This window comes from Paenibacillus sp. J22P90 (assembly GCF_059692195.1).
In genome coordinates, this window is record NZ_JCAUAY010000001.1 from 523,409 (window position 1) to 540,074 (window position 16,666).

Annotated in this window: 13 protein-coding genes and 2 pseudogenes; all 15 read left to right on the forward strand. The window is 46.4% G+C overall.

Features of this window, described 5'->3' with window-relative positions:
* Window positions 1-95 precede the first annotated feature (95 nt).
* Complete coding sequence (locus AC58UX_RS02020) at window positions 96-1,469, forward strand: hypothetical protein (protein WP_497249211.1); 1,374 nt, start codon at window positions 96-98, stop codon at window positions 1,467-1,469.
* Entirely contained in the window at window positions 1,466-2,203 is a 738-nt protein-coding gene (locus AC58UX_RS02025; RefSeq protein ID WP_497249213.1) for an SDR family oxidoreductase, read from the forward strand. The genes AC58UX_RS02020 and AC58UX_RS02025 overlap by 4 nt, the downstream gene beginning before the upstream one ends.
* Entirely contained in the window at window positions 2,200-2,991 is a 792-nt protein-coding gene (locus AC58UX_RS02030; RefSeq protein ID WP_497249215.1) for an alpha/beta hydrolase, read from the forward strand. The genes AC58UX_RS02025 and AC58UX_RS02030 overlap by 4 nt, the downstream gene beginning before the upstream one ends.
* Before the next feature lie 63 nt (window positions 2,992-3,054).
* A complete protein-coding gene (locus tag AC58UX_RS02035; protein ID WP_497249217.1) occupies window positions 3,055-3,951 on the forward strand; it encodes a helix-turn-helix domain-containing protein in 897 nt (298 codons plus the stop codon).
* A gap of 112 nt (window positions 3,952-4,063) precedes the next feature.
* A complete protein-coding gene (locus AC58UX_RS02040; protein WP_497249219.1) occupies window positions 4,064-5,182 on the forward strand; it encodes a fatty acid desaturase family protein in 1,119 nt (372 codons plus the stop codon).
* 22 nt (window positions 5,183-5,204) lie between these two features.
* Complete coding sequence (gene fdhA, locus AC58UX_RS02045; RefSeq protein WP_497249221.1) at window positions 5,205-6,419, forward strand: formaldehyde dehydrogenase, glutathione-independent; 1,215 nt, start codon at window positions 5,205-5,207, stop codon at window positions 6,417-6,419.
* 27 nt (window positions 6,420-6,446) lie between these two features.
* Window positions 6,447-6,770: a MocE family 2Fe-2S type ferredoxin gene (locus tag AC58UX_RS02050; RefSeq protein ID WP_497249223.1), complete on the forward strand. Its 324-nt coding sequence runs from the start codon at window positions 6,447-6,449 to the stop codon at window positions 6,768-6,770.
* Between the two features lie 13 nt (window positions 6,771-6,783).
* Window positions 6,784-8,028 (forward strand): NAD(P)/FAD-dependent oxidoreductase, encoded by a 1,245-nt coding sequence (locus AC58UX_RS02055; RefSeq protein WP_497249225.1) that lies wholly within the window; start codon window positions 6,784-6,786, stop codon window positions 8,026-8,028.
* Between the two features lie 19 nt (window positions 8,029-8,047).
* Window positions 8,048-8,944, forward strand: coding sequence for a sugar phosphate isomerase/epimerase family protein (locus AC58UX_RS02060; RefSeq protein ID WP_497249227.1), 897 nt, complete (start codon window positions 8,048-8,050; stop codon window positions 8,942-8,944).
* Between the two features lie 75 nt (window positions 8,945-9,019).
* Window positions 9,020-9,443, forward strand: a pseudogene (locus tag AC58UX_RS02065) (sigma factor-like helix-turn-helix DNA-binding protein).
* Window positions 9,371-10,021 (forward strand): annotated as a pseudogene (locus tag AC58UX_RS02070) (ABC transporter ATP-binding protein). Before AC58UX_RS02065 ends, AC58UX_RS02070 begins: the two co-directional pseudogenes overlap by 73 nt.
* A gap of 581 nt (window positions 10,022-10,602) precedes the next feature.
* A complete protein-coding gene (locus AC58UX_RS02075; RefSeq protein WP_497249229.1) occupies window positions 10,603-12,918 on the forward strand; it encodes a helix-turn-helix domain-containing protein in 2,316 nt (771 codons plus the stop codon).
* Window positions 12,915-14,411 (forward strand): extracellular solute-binding protein, encoded by a 1,497-nt coding sequence (locus AC58UX_RS02080; RefSeq protein ID WP_497249231.1) that lies wholly within the window; start codon window positions 12,915-12,917, stop codon window positions 14,409-14,411. Before AC58UX_RS02075 ends, AC58UX_RS02080 begins: the two co-directional genes overlap by 4 nt.
* A gap of 302 nt (window positions 14,412-14,713) precedes the next feature.
* Window positions 14,714-15,679, forward strand: coding sequence for an ABC transporter permease (locus tag AC58UX_RS02085; RefSeq protein WP_497249233.1), 966 nt, complete (start codon window positions 14,714-14,716; stop codon window positions 15,677-15,679).
* A 30-nt stretch (window positions 15,680-15,709) separates the two neighbouring features.
* A complete protein-coding gene (locus AC58UX_RS02090; protein WP_497249235.1) occupies window positions 15,710-16,582 on the forward strand; it encodes a carbohydrate ABC transporter permease in 873 nt (290 codons plus the stop codon).
* Window positions 16,583-16,666 lie beyond the last annotated feature (84 nt).

Here is a 16,666-nt window from a genome sequence, read left to right on the forward strand (position 1 = left end):
TTTACAAGAAAACAGTAAGGTTTCACAATGCCTTTTTTACATGTTTCCGATATAGTTAAGTTAATTCTTACAGTTTAGAAAGAGAGGAATTAACGATGACTAGAGTAAATATCAACAATTTAGGCTTAATCCCTCTTGCAGGTGTTAGTAGTTATGAAGACGCTTGCAAAGTCGGCTATGACATCGATCATAACGTGAATTTACTTAGAAGATATCTGTATTCCGAATCGCAATTGACTAAAATTTTTGCAGCACATATTACCAGTACCCCGGAGTGGGAAGTGAAGGGTGCTTTTGGACTTCATATTTGGCTTGATGCTGAGCATAGTGCCGCACTTCGGAAAAGGGTTACGGAGATGAGGGAACCTCCCTTGCATTTGGATAAAGTACCCGATGCCAAGCTCGAGGCATTCTTTGGAGAAGTGATACGCGCAGAGACCACGTTGGAGCTGCTTGTGGGCATTTATCGCGTTGCCAAACGGGAATTAGTTCGCTCTTTGAAAAAGCATCTGGTTGAAACGAATCCTTTAGTTGATCATCCTACCTGTCGTGCTTTGAAATTGATTTTAGTTGAAGAGGAAGAGATGGTTCCATGGGGAGAAGCGGCTATTGAAGCACTGATCTGTACGGAAGAAGATCAGCAAGCCGCATTAAAGTGGCGAAATCATCTCGAATCATTCCTTTATGCGGCAGGAGGCATTTCGGGGGACTTGGCTAAGCCAGCAGATTGGCAATTAACAGTGCCACGATCAGATGGGCAGCCATTTGAAATGAACGTGGAGCCTCGTCGTGACGCGAGATTTGCAGATAGCTATAATTCAACCGCCAATTTTGACCAGTATTATTTTGATGAAAACCGTCCAGCGGACGAAAGAACGTATGCGCTCCTCTTTAAGCGACTGCGTGAGATGGACGTACCTGAGTGGATGGGACCTATTATTTATAAAACGACTGGGAAGCCATGGGAATACTATCAAGACTTGAGTAGACAGTTATGGGACGAGGCTAGGCATTCGATGATGGGTGAAGTAGGGCTATACCAGGATGCTGTTGAGTTTTACAAGTATCCCGTAGAATTTCTAACAACAATGGCATTGAATAAGACAGCTACGCCACTCGAGGCGCATCTTGTACTTTGGTACATTGAGCAAGGATTGATGCCGAAAGATACGGGGAAACATTTTGAATGGGCGGTAGCCAAAGAATCGGATAACGATCTTGCCAAAACGTTTCAGGATTACGACTGGGCTGATGAAGTCTTGCATGCGCAAATCGGCAGGAAATGGTTAGTTCCTGAATTCAAGGATATGGGGGAACTTAAACAGCAAGCGGAAAGCGTCATGAATCGGAACCTGGCAGAAAAGGTAAGATTGAGTCAACAATCCGAGCAGAAAGAATGGTGGCCAGATTTTCTAGCTGAAATTCGTGCCGGAAAAGAAAGAACGCGTGGAGGGGTGACAGCATCATGATTTTAAAGGATAAAGTATGTGTGGTTACGGGTGCTGCTAGAGGGATTGGCTTCTCTTTAGCTAAACAGCTTCATGCTGCAGGAGCGAAGGTAATGCTGACCGATGCGGATGAGAAAGCATTAGAAGAGGCTGTAGCGTTGCTTGCTTCGGATCGTGTTAGCGGGGTGAAAGCGGATGTGCGTTCAGAGTCCGATATTGCAGTATTGACGGAAAAAACTGAGGCTCAGCTAGGTCCTATTTCCGTCTGGATCAACAATGCGGGCGTTGCCAGGCATAAGCTGATCACTGAATATACGGAAGCTGATATCGATTGGATGATGGACGTTAATTATAAAGGTACCATCCTTGGCTGTAAGTATGCACTTCGGAGTATGCAAGAGCAACGTGCTGGCCATATTATCAATATCATTTCCACAGCTGGATTAACGGGTGTGCCTACGGAATCCGTCTATTGCGGCACAAAATTTGCTGTCAGAGGATTTACGCAAGCCCTTCAAGAGGAAGCTGCACAATTTAACATTCGAGTTTCTGGTATTTACCCTGGCGGTGTCAATACGGGTTTCTGGGATATCGCACGCGCTCAAAAATCTCCCGTCGAAAAATATTTAACACCTGACGATGTGGCAAGTGCCATTCTCTCCGTCATCGAGATGGATGATAACTGTGTGACGCATGAGATCGTGCTTCGCTCGATGAAAGATGCTAATTTTACCTTACAGGAATTTGAACAATGAGGCTACGGCTGCATTCCGATATCATTCAATCGAAAGCGTTAGGCTCACGTCGTGTCTACCGACTCTTAATGCCAGAACCGCGTCCAGTCGGTCGACTGCCCTTATTGATTTTACTGCATGGAGTACATGGTTCCGAGATTGATTGGACGGAACAAGGCAAAGTCATCACAACGATGCAGGCATTGCTTGATGAGCAGGAAATGGGTCCGATGGCGGTTCTTATGCCGTCAGATGGTTTGACCGCCATCGGAACTGGGTATTTGAATTGGGATAGCGGAAGACCACATCTCTATGAAGATTATTTGTTGGAAGACTTGATTCCGCATATTGAAGAGAAGTGGAATGTAGGCGGAAGCAGAACAACAAGGTCGATCAGTGGCTTGTCGATGGGCGGATATGCTTCCATTCGCTTGGCGTTCGCGCACCCAGAGCGATTTGCTTCGGCCTCCAGCTTAAGCGGATTCTTCGATGTTATGGAGCTGGGTGAACTGATAGGTTCAGAAGATTATGCTTCGATTTTTCAGACGAACGAGAAACGAATGGCGGAGGTATCACCATTAACGATGGTGATACCTTCTTCCAACGACTTGCCGAAGATTTACTTTGATTGCGGCGTAGATGATTCCTATATCCATATGAATCGTCAGCTGCAAGCACGGTTAGAGGGTATTGGAGCTCCTCATACTTATGCTGAGCATCCAGGCGCCCATTCTTGGGATTATTGGCGCGAACATTTTAAGCAACATATGATGTTTCACTCACATGTTTTTCAAGAGTCCTCTTTTTGAGGGCTTTTTTATATAGCGTATAATAGAAAAAAGTGCAAAATTTATGTGTCGGAAGGGATCCCCATGGCAGTCAAATCAGATTACAAAAAGATGAGCCGAATTTTAAATGAAACTGCAGTTGAATTGCGCGGAGAAGAGATAAGCTTTAAGGTGCATTATTGGGGAGCAATGCCGGAGCACTTTGATAATCCGCTGCATCGACATTCTTTCTTTGAGGTTTGTTATGTTCTGGCAGGTGAAGGTAGCTATAAGGAGTCTGGTGTAGAATATCCGCTCCGTCAAGGAACATTGTTCTGTTCAAGACCTGGTAAATGGCATCAAATTAAAAGTGAAGCAGGGATGGAGCTCTATTATGTTGCTTTTGAAGTGGATAGCTCTCTGTCTTTGGAAGGGACGTTAAACCGTTATGTACAAATGATGAGTCTAAATAAAATTATTGTTCCTATGGCAGAAGAAACGGTGGCTGCCCAGACTTGGCGCATGTTGTTCACGCTGTGCAAGCAGGATCGTGCAATGACAAAAGCAATGATTCAGAGTTTTGCATATGCTTTGCTAATTTCTTTTTGCAGTGAATTTACGGAGGTTGCCGAAAGTGACGATTTTCCGGAGCATCAACAAATTTCTTCTTATTATCTGCAGCGAGCGAAGCTTTTTATCGAAGACAATCTATCGTCTTCCATAAGTATTACGCAGATGTCGGCTTATCTGAATATGACAGAGCGCCATTTATCACGTCTGTTTGCCATGAAAATCGGACAAACTTTCTCGCATTATGTGCAAGAGAGAAGGGTTAGGAAGTCTATGGAGTTTCTTCTCGAAACGGATTGGACCATAAGTCGTATCGCTCAAGAAACTGGATTTGAATCGGTCCATTATTATACGAGAGTTTTTACCCGTAAAACTGGCGTTGCTCCAGGGAAGTTTCGCAAGTCTCAATTATCTGATATACCATTTAGTTGATGGAAATGTCCGTATAGTGCAAATGAGTGTCTTGTTACTTCAAAGACATGAAGTCCTTCAACATTTAATATAATAGTAAGCGCTAACACATGATAAATAAGGAGGGAATCCAGTGGCTAATGCCTATACGAAAAGGGATTATTCGCTTACAGGACCGGAGAATAAGCGGGCACAAGAGAAAGGATTAGTTGCTGCAGAATGGTATATGAGTCCAATTCCACGGAAGCGGCTTAAGGAACTCATGAAGCGTAAAGATGGACCTGCCATTCGGGACACGATCATTATGTTTGCTTGGCTCATCGCTACGGGGATGCTTGCTTATTATACGTGGGGAACCTGGTGGGCCATACCAGCGTTTGCCTTATATGGTATCAGTTATGCTTCGATGGCCGATTCCAGATGGCACGAATGCGGACATGGTACAGCATTTAAAACACCTTGGATGAATGATGTTCTCTATCAAATCGCCTCATTCATGGATTTAAGGCCGCCAACGCCATGGCGATGGAGTCATGCTCGTCATCATACGGACACGTATATCGTTGGTCGCGATCCGGAGATTGCGATGACAAGACCGCCTGTTTGGCGCATCATTTTTGGCGAAATCATTCATATTTATGGCGGTTCCAGAGATCTCAAAAGCATCATCCTACACAGTTTCGGAAAGCTGACACCGTCAGAACAGGATTATGTGCCTGAGTCCGAATATAAGAAAGCGATCTGGATTTCACGTCTCTGGGTATTGATTTTACTAGGATTTGTTATATGGTCGATTCAAATTGGGAGCATCTTACCGCTGATGTTTGTAGGGTTGCCAACCTTCTATGGCCCGATCCTACTCTTGTTGGTGGGATTAGCTCAGCATTTGGGACTGCGTGAAGATGTACTCGATCATCGTTTAAATACGCGGACGATTTATTTGAATCCATTAACAAGATTCCTTTATTGGAACATGAACTATCACATCGAGCATCATATGTTTCCGATGGTACCGTATCATGCTTTACCTGCCCTTCACCAAGAATTGAAGTTTGATTATCCAGCACCAAGTCCGAGTCTATGGGCAGCGCTCAAAGAAGTCATTGCAGCGTTGATAAAACAGAAGAAAGATCCGCAATACGTGGTTGATCGTCCTCTGCCATCTACCGCTAATCCGTATTATTATGGCGTACAAACTGAACAATCAGTGTCTTCTAAAGTGAGTGCGGAACCACAAGTAATGATCAATTAACTTTTGAGGGGAAGATGAGAAGATGGGTGGAAACAGAGCAGTTGTCTACAGTAAGCCAGGAATCGTTGAGGTACGTAATACAGATTATCCAGAATTAGTGCTTAAAGATGGTCCAGGTGTTAATCCGTTAAACGTTGGCCGGAAATGCGAGCATGGTGTCATTCTGAAAGTAATCACGACAAACATCTGCGGCAGCGATCAGCACATGGTTCGTGGCCGGACAACTGCACCATCAGGTCTCATTTTAGGTCATGAAATTACAGGGGAAGTTATTGATGTTGGACGTGATGTTGAATTTATTAAAAAAGGAGATTTGGTCTCGGTTCCCTTTAACATTGCATGCGGCCGTTGCCGCAGCTGTAAAGAACGGAATACGAATGTGTGCTTAAACGTCAATCCGGATCGCCCAGGTTCTGCTTATGGATATGTAGATATGGGAGGATGGGTAGGCGGGCAATCGGAGTATGTCATGGTGCCTTATGCGGATTTCCAATTGTTGAAGTTCCCGGATAAAGAGAAAGCTATGGAGAAAATTCTTGATTTAACGATGCTCTCCGATATTTTCCCTACGGGTTATCACGGTGCGGTAAGCGCAGGTGTTCGACCAGGTTCAACCGTTTACGTTGCGGGAGCTGGCCCTGTAGGACTTGCGGCAGCGCACTCCGCACAGTTACTCGGTGCAGCTGTTGTCATTGTGGGCGACTTGAATGCAGAACGATTAGCCCAAGCGAAAAGCTTTGGCTGTGAAACGGTCAATTTGCGTGAGCATCCTAACTTGTCTGAACAAATCGACCAAATTCTCGGCGTACCTGAAGTGGACTGTGCAATCGACTGTGTTGGTTTCGAAGCCAGCGGACACGGGAAGGATCATGGCGAAGCACCAGCTACGGTGCTCAACTCCATCATGGAAATTACTCGAGCAGGCGGCCGACTAGGTATTCCAGGATTGTATGTAACCGGCGATCCAGGCGCTGTAGATGAGGACTCCAAAGTAGGAACGCTGAAAATCCGTATCGGCCTCGGATGGGCCAAATCTCATACATTGGTTACGGGTCAAACGCCAGTTATGCAGTACAACAGAGACTTAATGATGGCGATTCTCAGCGGCAGAGCGCAAATTGCCAAAGCGGTGAATGCTACACTTATTTCGCTGGATGCGGCTCCACAAGCGTATCAAGATTTTGATCGCGGTGTTTCAAGAAAATTTGTGATTGATCCTCACGGTCTTGTTAAATAAACCAACATGAAATACTTGGAGGTACATATGCAGCATTTAGAAGGTTGGATAGAAGCTTGTGAGGTTGATGAGATTGATGAAGAAGATGTAGTCCGATTCGATCTTGGAGATCGTACGTTTGCTATTTATCGTACGGCCAAAAGTGATTTCTATGCGACGGATGGGTATTGCACCCATGAGAAATTTCATTTATCCGAAGGGCTCGTGATGGGCAACACGATCGAATGTCCGAAACATAATGGTCGGTTTGACTACACAACGGGTGCAGCAAAACGTACGCCAGTATGTGTAGCTCTGAAGACTTATCCTGTCAGGATTGAAGATGATAAGATCTTCATCAAGATTGACTGAGGAGCGTATTAATATGGCTGATTTAGGCATGGTAATTGTAGGTGCTGGTGAAGCGGGTGCGCGAGCAGCCGTGGAGCTCCGAGCGGAGGGATGGGGTGGGCCGATCACGCTGATCGGAAAAGAAAAGCTGGCTCCATATGAGCGACCGCCGCTGTCCAAAAGCGCATTGATCGACGAAGGAGAGCCTTTACCAAAAACGATCCTGGACAAGGCTAAGCAATCAGAGTACGGCATTCAGTTCATCACGGATAGCTCGGTTGTTAAGATTGATCGAGACAAACATGTGACAGAACTTAGTAATGGTCAACAAATTAAATATGAGAGGCTCTTGCTTGCTACAGGAGCTTCTCCTCGTAAACTGAATATGGAAGGCTCCGACACGACGGATTTATTATATCTCCGGACATTCTCGGATTCACTTCTTCTACGCAACAGCATCCAATCAGGAAAGCATATTGTAGTGATCGGTGCAGGCTTCATCGGGCTTGAAGTAGCAGCAAGCGCTCGGGAAAAAGGTTGTTCGGTCACCGTTATTGAGGTTGGGCCACGAATTCTCATGCGAGGCGTTCCTCAGGAAATTGCCAGCATTGTAGAGGCTCGTCATCGCCAAGCAGGGGTAGCGTTTAAACTTGGGGTTGGGATCGAACGCATTGAGCAAACGCGGGATGGACAGCATGTGATTACACTTGTCGATGGAAGCGTTATCTCCTGCGACACTGTTGTCGTAGGAATTGGTGCTATTCCTGAAACATCGTTAGCTGCTCAAAGCGGGCTTACAGTCGAAAATGGCATATGGACGGATGAGACACTCGCAACAAGTGACCCAGACATTTATGCGGCAGGTGATTGCTGTTCGTTCCCTCATAGTCTGTACGGTGGAAAGCGAATTCGCCTTGAAGCTTGGCGGAATGCGCAAGATCAAGGTACACATGCCGCACATAACATGCTGGGGGCTTCTAAGCCGTTTCTAGACATACCTTGGTTCTGGTCGGATCAATATGACCTAACCTTACAAGTGTCAGGATTACCGGATTGTGGTGTGAAGACTGTGGTTCGGAACTTGAGTGAGACTGACAAACTTTACTTCCATCTGTCAGTTGAAGGTCAATTGGTATCGGCAAGCGCGGTAGGTTTAAACTCTAAGATTGCCAAGGATATTCGTCTTGCGGAAATGCTCATCCAGAAACAAGCCGTACTCGATCCTAAAGATTTAGAAAATCCGGAATTGAAATTGAAGGCGCTTTTGAATTCTTTCTAATAAAGCAAAGGAGATAAGCATGAGCCATTGGAATCGGATTAATGATGGATCCCTCCATCCACCCAGATTGGATGTTCAACAAGCCATTTGGGCCATGATCGGATTGGGAGAGAACGGTAAAGAATGGTCATTGGAACAGAAGTTTGAGAAAATCGCAGAAGCGGGCTTCACAGGTGTAAGTTATTTATTGCCTTCCAATGAAGAGATGGACTTGTGGCACCGTTTACTTGACCGCTATAAGCTAAGTTTTAGTGCGATTGCCTTCCCTACCAAGCCACAAGATTTAATAAATATCATGAAGGCCGCTAATGAATTTGGCCGAGTGCAATATATCAACTCGCAGGTACTCGACTCCTTTGTCATTGATAAAGAAGCTGTTCAGTTACTAGATGGCTTGTTAAAGGTTTCTGATGAATTTCAAATTCCACATTTTATCGAGACGCATCGAGGGACGGTCACACAAGATTTAATCCGTACAGCCGGATATGTGGACACGCTTCCCAATCTCAGACTGATGATCGACTTATCGCATTATGTCGTAGCGGGCGAGATCCAAGGAACGAATGAGAAGGTTGAAGCTTTTTTTGATAAGATTCTGTCGCGGTCAGCGGGTATGCATGCTCGTGTCTCAAGTGGTGAGCAAGTTCAGGTAGATATTGGTGTGGATGGCGATCATCCGATGCTAGAGCATTTTACACGTTGGTGGCGTAAAGGCATGGGGCATTGGCTCAAACAAGCGAAGCCAGGAGATTTATTCCCTTTTTGTACAGAACTTGGACCACCAAACTTTTATGCAATGACCTACCGAGACAAGCAAGGGCATGAACATGAAGTTTCCGACCGATGGCAGCAAGCATTACTTTTCAAAAGAATCATTGAGGAGCAGTGGAGGCAAGCGCAGGCTGAATTGACTTGACATGAATAATTGAAACAAAGGAAAGAGCCTTACGAGAACTCGTAGGGCTCTTTGATTTAGAAACAACTCCAGTTTATTATTTTTCATATTGAAACAAATTCTCCCAAGAAAACCTATAAATGTGTGAAAGGGCTGCCAAGGGGCAGCTCTTTGTTCTGGTATTGGGTGTATTTAAACGAAAAATTTACGTTGCTTCGTGTCCATATCCTCAAAAAATTCGACAATACAGGAGAAGATTTGGAAGATTTGATCTCGATTGGGACGATCGGATTGATTAAAGCGATTGAGTCTTTCTCGCCGAATAAGGATACGAAGCTGGCAACTCAAAATTGAAAAGTCCAAAATTTACATAAATCTGGAAATTTTGGACGACCGTGAGAAAGAAGTCGTAGTCGGAAGGTTCGGGTTGGAGCTTGGTGGCGAAGAGTGGACGCAGCGGGAGATTGCGAAGGAGCTGGGGATTTCACGTTCGTATGTGCGTTGGACGACATTTCGTTAGATATCGCACATGGTGAGTATGTTGCTATTATGGGAACGTCAGGTTCCGGGAAGTCCACGTTGATGAACATCATTGGATGTTTGGATGTGTCGAATGGGTCTATACCCTTGATGGGAAAAAGATTCATTCGATGAAGGATTCACAATTAGCTGAGATTCGGAATCGGAAGATCGGGTTTGTTTTTCAGAGTTTTAACCTACTGCCGAGGTTGAGTGCTTATGAGAATGTTGAGCTTCCGCTGATTTATCGGGGGATGACGAGGAAGCAGCGTGAGCCTATGGTTATGCAAGCGCTGGAAGCCGTGGATCTGCTGGATCGCCGGAAACACTTTCCTTCTGAGCTGGGGCGGGCAGCAGCAGCGCGTTGCGATTGCGCGCACGTTAGCAGGCGATCCGCCGATCATTCTAGCGGATGAGCCGACAGGGGCACTGGATTCGAAGACAGTCGCCGAGATCATGGATCTTTTCAGACGATTGAATGAGCAGGGGCGGACGATTATTGTGATTACGCATGATCGGCAGGTTGCGGAGCTTGCGAAGCGGGTTGTAAGGTTTCGGGATGGGCGGTTGGTACATTAATATGAATAATATCGGCCCTACGATAAAAATCGTAGGGCTTTAAACATTCAATAATGATGAGCAAAACGATGCTCTTTTGTTCATATAGAAAATTTGAAGAAAAAACCAGTTTTTTCTCCCCACGCCAATTAAGTAAACTTAGTAAGATAATTAAATTGTGCAACTTTTCCCTACTTAGTGAGTCTATAGACTGAATACCATAAAAAGGGAATCCCTCAGAGCCGTCGCTGGTTCATATATACCATTGGATACCTCTGTAGAGAACTCCGCACATGACCTGACATGTTGGACTGTTGACAGTAACATCCAAATGGAACTCTGTATTGTAAATCTTCTTTCATCCAGTCCGAGGGGAGCGATTTTTCGTGTGTTACCTAAAAAGTTAACTCGTGCATATTGCCTGCAATGCGTTCAACATCCATGATGCTAGTAAGTGTTCTTTCTGACTCATAAATTTATGTATAATAAGCAATATGGTTGCCCACGGTCTATGATTGGTTGTTTAAAGTGTATGCCTTCCAAAAATCGGTTATCGAAAGCGTATACAAGATGAAGATTAACGAGATGCAGGAGGAGAAAAGGTGAGCCGATATTTATTACGATTGCTATCCTACAGTTTGATCCTCGGTATTCTTCCTGCCGTCCTGATTGGCATTGTCTCCTATGCGATTGCATCAGGAGATGTGGAGAAGAAAGTGAAAGAGATGAATATGCAGTGGTTAACCCAAACACAGATGCGGGTTGAACAAATGCTGAAATCCATTGAAAAGTCGGCGACGCAATTTGCCAATTCGACGATTGTCAAATCATCTATGCACGTTGTCTATAGTCCCACCGATTTTGAGTCGGTCCGGGAGCTCTCCAAGGAACTTTATAATCTGCAGTCCAGCGATGCCATTATTACGCAGGCTTACCTGGTGAACCTTGAGCGGAGTTGGGGCTTGAATCTGAATGTCATGAAGCCGCTCGATCAATTTGAGAATCGAAGTGAGTTCATAGATTACGCCAAAAATCCGAAGAGTATCTTGTGGTACACTGGAAAGGTGCTGGCCGGAATGAATGATGATACGGAGGAGCCGGTAGAATCGATCACCCTCGTGCATAAGATTCCGATTTTGCCGCAGACAGATAAACCACAGGGGCTGCTTGCGGTGCGCATTATCGCTTCTGAAATTCAGGAAGCTCTGGCTTCTTCCGATACCTCGAAACGGAGCTATATTTTGGATCGTTCTGGTGTGAGCATCCTAGGTGGTGATTCCAATAACGCCCGCTATGCGGAGCTGAATCAGGCTGTCGCCACCCGAGTGGAGTCTGATCCAGAGCGAAATCCAGGGTTGTTCAATACGGAACTCGGCGGTGAGGAAGTTGCGGTGCTTTACCGTGCCTCCAGCTATAATAGCTGGATTTATGTGTCGGTCGTCTCGATTGGAGAAATGAAGAAGGAGACGCAAAAAATTGCCGAGCTGACGTTGATTGTTTGTGCGACGATTCTAATTATCGTGCTCGCTGCAGCGCTCTATGGCAGCTCTCGGATGTACAGGCCGATTGGAAATTTATTGGAATTTTCTAGGCGAATTGGCTCTTCGGGGCAAGATCAGCCTTTCTCCGCTAAGCGGGATGAGCTTGAATTTATTAAGATAAGCATGCAATCCCTGGCGGTGTCCAGAGACCGTGTGGAGCAACAGATGTTGGGCCAAGCCAGCCATTTAAAGGAGTTTTTCGTCCTGAAGCTGTTTACTGGGCAGATGACGGAGAACGATTATTTATTCCGTTCCATGACACAGGGCTTCCCATCCGATTGGAAGAAGCTCGGCGTCCTTGCGCTGCAGATCGACAATTTGCAGGAAACGCGCTATAGCGAAGAAGACCGGGAGCTGTTGCTCTATGCGGTCAGCAATATTGCACAGGAGGTACTTCCTGCCGCCTCCCGTTTTCCGGCGATTACGTTTAATCAATCCCAAGTGACCCTGGTGGCAACGGATGAGGAAGAGACGGAAGAAGTAAGACGGAGACTCTATGAAGCGGCAGAATGCATCAAACGAAATGCCGAAGAAGTGCTGCAGCTGAAAGTGAGCATTGGCATCAGCAATCCATTCGTACATCTTATTGATACCGTAAAGGCTTACGGAGAGTGCTTAACTGCGCTGAAGGCGAGAATAAGTCTCGGTCCAGAAATTATCGTCCATTATGGGGATATTGAGAATCATCCGGGAACAGACCGTTTTGAATATTCCCATCTGAAGGTGCTGGAAGAGAGGCTGGTTTACGCGATCCGGGAAATGCAGCCGAACAGTGCTTCAGAAATATTTCAGCAATACTTGAATGCACTGCTCTATAAAGACGGAAGCTTGTATGAACATCAGACGCTGTTGTTACAGCTTGTGTCCAAACTCCTGCATATTGTGCAAGACCAAGGCATTTCACTTAGCAAAGTATTTGAAGATGAGGGAACACTCGCCAAACTGCTGCATCTCCAGACGCGCGAAGCCATTATTTATTGGTTCGAAAGCAAGCTTTTCGCTCCGCTGATTCAAACGCTCACGGAAAAGTCTGAAGCTCAATATGTAAATATTGCCGATAAATTGGTTCGCATCATTCAAGAACAGTACGATCGGGAAATTACGCTCGAATCGTGCGCTCAGGTGTTAAATTACCATCCCGTTTATGTCAGCCGTATCTTTAAGCGGGAGATCGGGATGACGTTCAGCGATTATTTGTCGGATTTCCGGATGAAGATGGCCAAGGTCATGCTGGAAACAACTGATTTGAAATTACAGGAAATCAGCGAACGTTTGCAGTACAAGAATATCAGTTCATTTATTCGCAACTATAAGAAGACATACCAGATTACGCCGGGGCAGTACCGGGAGAATATCATGAAGGGAGGCAAAGAATGAAAAAGCAGTTGGCGTTCTTGCTCAGTATTGTACTTGCTTTAGGTACCCTCACGGCCTGTAATCGCTACGACAGCAGCTTGGAAAAGCAGCAAGGCGCCGCAGAGCCCTTTTATTTATCCATCGGAGCGACACTGATTGGTGAACTGCCTCCCAAAAACAATGCGGTGGAACAAGCGATCGAAGCCTATACCCATACGAACTTGCAAATTCAATGGATTCCGCTCTCGGCTTATGATGAGAAGGTGCGGCTGATGATCGCGTCCGGCGAGTTGCCCAAGCTGATCAAATTAGGTAATTCACCGACCTACATCGCCACATTGAAAGCTGGGCAGTTCTGGGAATTGGGGCCGCTGCTGAAGGATTATCCTAACTTGTCTGCCGCAGACAAACGGTATTATGAGAACATCTCGGTCGACGGCAAAATCTACGGCATACCCTTGTTCCGCAACCTCGGCCGAGCAGTTATTCAATACCGGAAGGACTGGTTTGAGCACTTGGGTCTGAGATTGCCGGTGACCCTGGAGGATTGGTACCAAGTGATTCGGGCGCTGGCTTTGGACGACCCGGACGGTAACGGAAAGAACGATACATACGGCTTCGTGCTGGAGAAGCGATACAATCAGGATGTCAGCTCCATGCTGACCCGTATTTCGGTGTCCCAGGGCGGACCGAACAAATGGCAGGTCGACAACAGACGTTTTACCCCAGAGTTCATGACACAGCCTTTCTTGGACACGATGAAGCTGTTCCGGAAGCTGTATCAAGAAAAGCTGATCAATTCGGATTTCACGGTGGTGGATACGATTGAAACGGCGAAGCTTTACGATTCGGGCCGTGCCGGTCTGCAGATTACCGGCGGCAATGCCCAGACGTGGCAGGATAAGCTGGTGAAGTCTGTACCCGAGGCTGTCGTCGATGTAGCTCCGCTGTCGGGTCCTGCAGGGACGCGGCTTCCGGGGGAGCCGGGTAATGCCGGATTTCTTGCGATTCCCAAGGACGCTGCCAAGACCGAGGGAGAGGTTAGAAAGATTCTTGAATTTCTAGATAAGCTCCTCGAGGTGCCGATGCAAACCTTAATTGCTAAAGGGATCGAGGACCGACATTGGAAAGATCAGGGCACCTATACGGAAGTGCTGGATCGTACACTGGATTTGAAGGAAGTCAAGCCGTATCGCGATATGATGCCCCATTTCGGCGAGGAGGAACTTCCCATTAAGCCAAATCTGCAGCCGGATCTGTTTCGGAAGAATCAACAGATCGGCAAGTCCAACGCTTCGTATATTGTAACGAACCCAGCTCTTTTGCTGGATTCTGTGACCTTTACGGAACGTGGGAACGAGCTCGAGCTCATGATTACGGATGCGGAAACGAAGTTTATTATGGGCATGATTGATGAAGCAGGCTGGAAGGTCGAGCTGGAGAAATGGAAGAAAGCCGGCGGCGATCGGATGATACAGGAATACGAACAGTCTTACAAAGTAGCCGTAAAATAAGAACAAGTGCGATGGAGATCCTTTGGATCTTGCATCGCGCTTTTTTTTTGCGTATGAGCAAGTGCATCTTAGAAGGGTCTCTATGCATCAGTAAACCCTCCCGTCCATGAAAGGACGGCAAAGCCGTTTATTTTATTGCCAGGGGTTGCCTGAAGTACATAGCCAAGTTAACTCGTGTAGATTCACGCTAGAAAGCGCTCCAAACGGCACTTGGTTGTGTGCTGCCTATAGCCTGTAACGACGATTAGAACGGATAATGGGCACGTAAGGTAACATTGACAAACGGATCAGGAGGTTACGAGATGAAGCAAGACTTAGTCGCCCCGGGAAATGCCGCTGCCATTCAGGAACGCAAGTACAAGCGGAATTCCCTGCTGCAGGATCTCATAAGGGACAAGTGGATGTACCTTATGCTGCTCCCTGGCGTGCTTTACTTTTTTATTTTCAAATATGTGCCCATGTATGGGGTGACGATGGCGTTTCAAGATTATCGGCCGCATCTGGGGTTTTTCGAGAGCCCTTGGGTAGGCTTCAAACACTTTGAGCGATTTTTTAATGAGCCGCAATTCGGCATGCTGTTTCGCAATACGGTCATTCTGGCCGTGTATAATTTGTTCTTTTTCTTTCCGATGCCCATTATCCTCGCCCTTATGATGAATGAAGTGAGACGGGCTGCTTTCAAAAACTTCGTGCAGACGCTGGTGTACATACCGCATTTTGTATCCTGGGTCGTGGTTGTAGGGATCTTCTATATTCTCTTCACAACTGAGAACGGCATTTTGAACGAATTTCTCTATCAAATAACGGGGAATAAAATCGCATTTCTGCTCGAAGCGGACTGGTTCCGAACGATGATCATTACCCAATCCATTTGGAAAGAGGTAGGCTGGGGAACCGTCATTTTCTTAGCGGCGCTTGCCGGTGTGGATCTGCAACAGTATGAAGCCGCGAGGATCGACGGGGCTGGACGCTGGCGTCAACTCTGGCATATCACGCTTCCGGCAATTCGCAGTACGATCATTATTTTGTTCATTTTGCGGTTGGGCAGCTTTCTGGATTCCGGGTTCGAGCATATATTCCTGATGCTTACACCTACGAACCGTGAAGTCGGCGAAGTGTTCGACACGTATGTCTATACCAAAGGGATGACCCAAGCACAATACAGCTACAGTGCAGCGGTCGGCTTATTCAAGTCCGTGATCGGCTTGGTGCTAGTCCTGGGCTCCAACTGGCTCGCGAAAAGGTTCGGGGAAGAAGGCATCTACTAATCCTCACCTAGTAAAAAGGAGGCAACCATCATGACTCAAGATAAAACGATCGGCAACCGCATCTTCGATCTCATTAACTACGCGCTGCTGCTGCTCATCGCGCTCGTCTGCGTGCTGCCATTTGTATATGTATTAGCCGTTTCCTTCACAAGCCCCGCCGAGGTCGCGAGGGGAGGCATGATTCTATGGCCAAAGGAATGGTCGTTGGCTTCCTATCGGTACATTTTCTCCACTAATACGTTGTTTCGCAGCATGCTGGTCTCGATCTACATAACGGTTGTTGGAACGCTTATCAATTTGCTGTTCACAGCGCTCATGGCGTATCCGCTAGCGAAGGCGAACCTTCGTGGACGCCAGTTCATTCTACTGGCCGTGCTGTTTACGATGCTGTTCGGCGGGGGGATGATTCCGACCTATTTTGTCGTCAAGTCGCTGCATTTGACCAACACTTTATGGTCCTTAATGATCCCGAGCGCAATCTCAGCGTTCAATCTGATTGTGCTGAAAAACTTTTTCCAACAGATTCCGGACGGGCTTGAAGATTCTGCAAGGATCGATGGCTGCAACGATGTGAGTGTGTTGTTTCGAATTGTCCTGCCGTTGTCGCTACCAGCGATGGCAACTTTTGGGCTCTTCTACGCGGTCGGTCACTGGAATCAGTTCTTTAACGCCATTCTGTACATTAACGACAACACGAAGTGGCCGATTCAAGTGCTGCTTAGGGAAATCGTCATTCTGGCTTCGAGCAGTATCGGTGACAACACCATTGATACAACAGAAATTCAACCGCTGACGATCCGGATGGCCGTTATCGTATTTGCTACCATTCCAATCTTGCTTGTGTATCCGTTTCTTCAAAAGCATTTTGCCAAAGGTGTCATGCTGGGCTCTGTCAAGGGTTAGCCTTGTGCCGCCTGCCGCCTGAACTGCTATGAACCTCCCGTACATCCAAGCGAAGTGCGCGAGATCACATAGAATTATAATCCG

Excerpts from the sequence above, each read along its gene's own strand:
- AC58UX_RS02020 (WP_497249211.1), top strand. The coding sequence starts at position 96 with ATGACTAGAGTAAATATCAACAATTTAGGCTTAATCCCTCTTGCAGGT.
- AC58UX_RS02025 (WP_497249213.1), top strand. The coding sequence starts at position 1,466 with ATGATTTTAAAGGATAAAGTATGTGTGGTTACGGGTGCTGCTAGAGGG.
- AC58UX_RS02030 (WP_497249215.1), top strand. The coding sequence starts at position 2,200 with ATGAGGCTACGGCTGCATTCCGATATCATTCAATCGAAAGCGTTAGGC.
- AC58UX_RS02035 (WP_497249217.1), top strand. The coding sequence starts at position 3,055 with ATGGCAGTCAAATCAGATTACAAAAAGATGAGCCGAATTTTAAATGAA.
- fdhA (WP_497249221.1), top strand. The coding sequence starts at position 5,205 with ATGGGTGGAAACAGAGCAGTTGTCTACAGTAAGCCAGGAATCGTTGAG.
- AC58UX_RS02050 (WP_497249223.1), top strand. The coding sequence starts at position 6,447 with ATGCAGCATTTAGAAGGTTGGATAGAAGCTTGTGAGGTTGATGAGATT.
- AC58UX_RS02055 (WP_497249225.1), top strand. The coding sequence starts at position 6,784 with ATGGCTGATTTAGGCATGGTAATTGTAGGTGCTGGTGAAGCGGGTGCG.
- AC58UX_RS02060 (WP_497249227.1), top strand. The coding sequence starts at position 8,048 with ATGAGCCATTGGAATCGGATTAATGATGGATCCCTCCATCCACCCAGA.
- AC58UX_RS02080 (WP_497249231.1), top strand. The coding sequence starts at position 12,915 with ATGAAAAAGCAGTTGGCGTTCTTGCTCAGTATTGTACTTGCTTTAGGT.
- AC58UX_RS02085 (WP_497249233.1), top strand. The coding sequence starts at position 14,714 with ATGAAGCAAGACTTAGTCGCCCCGGGAAATGCCGCTGCCATTCAGGAA.
- AC58UX_RS02090 (WP_497249235.1), top strand. The coding sequence starts at position 15,710 with ATGACTCAAGATAAAACGATCGGCAACCGCATCTTCGATCTCATTAAC.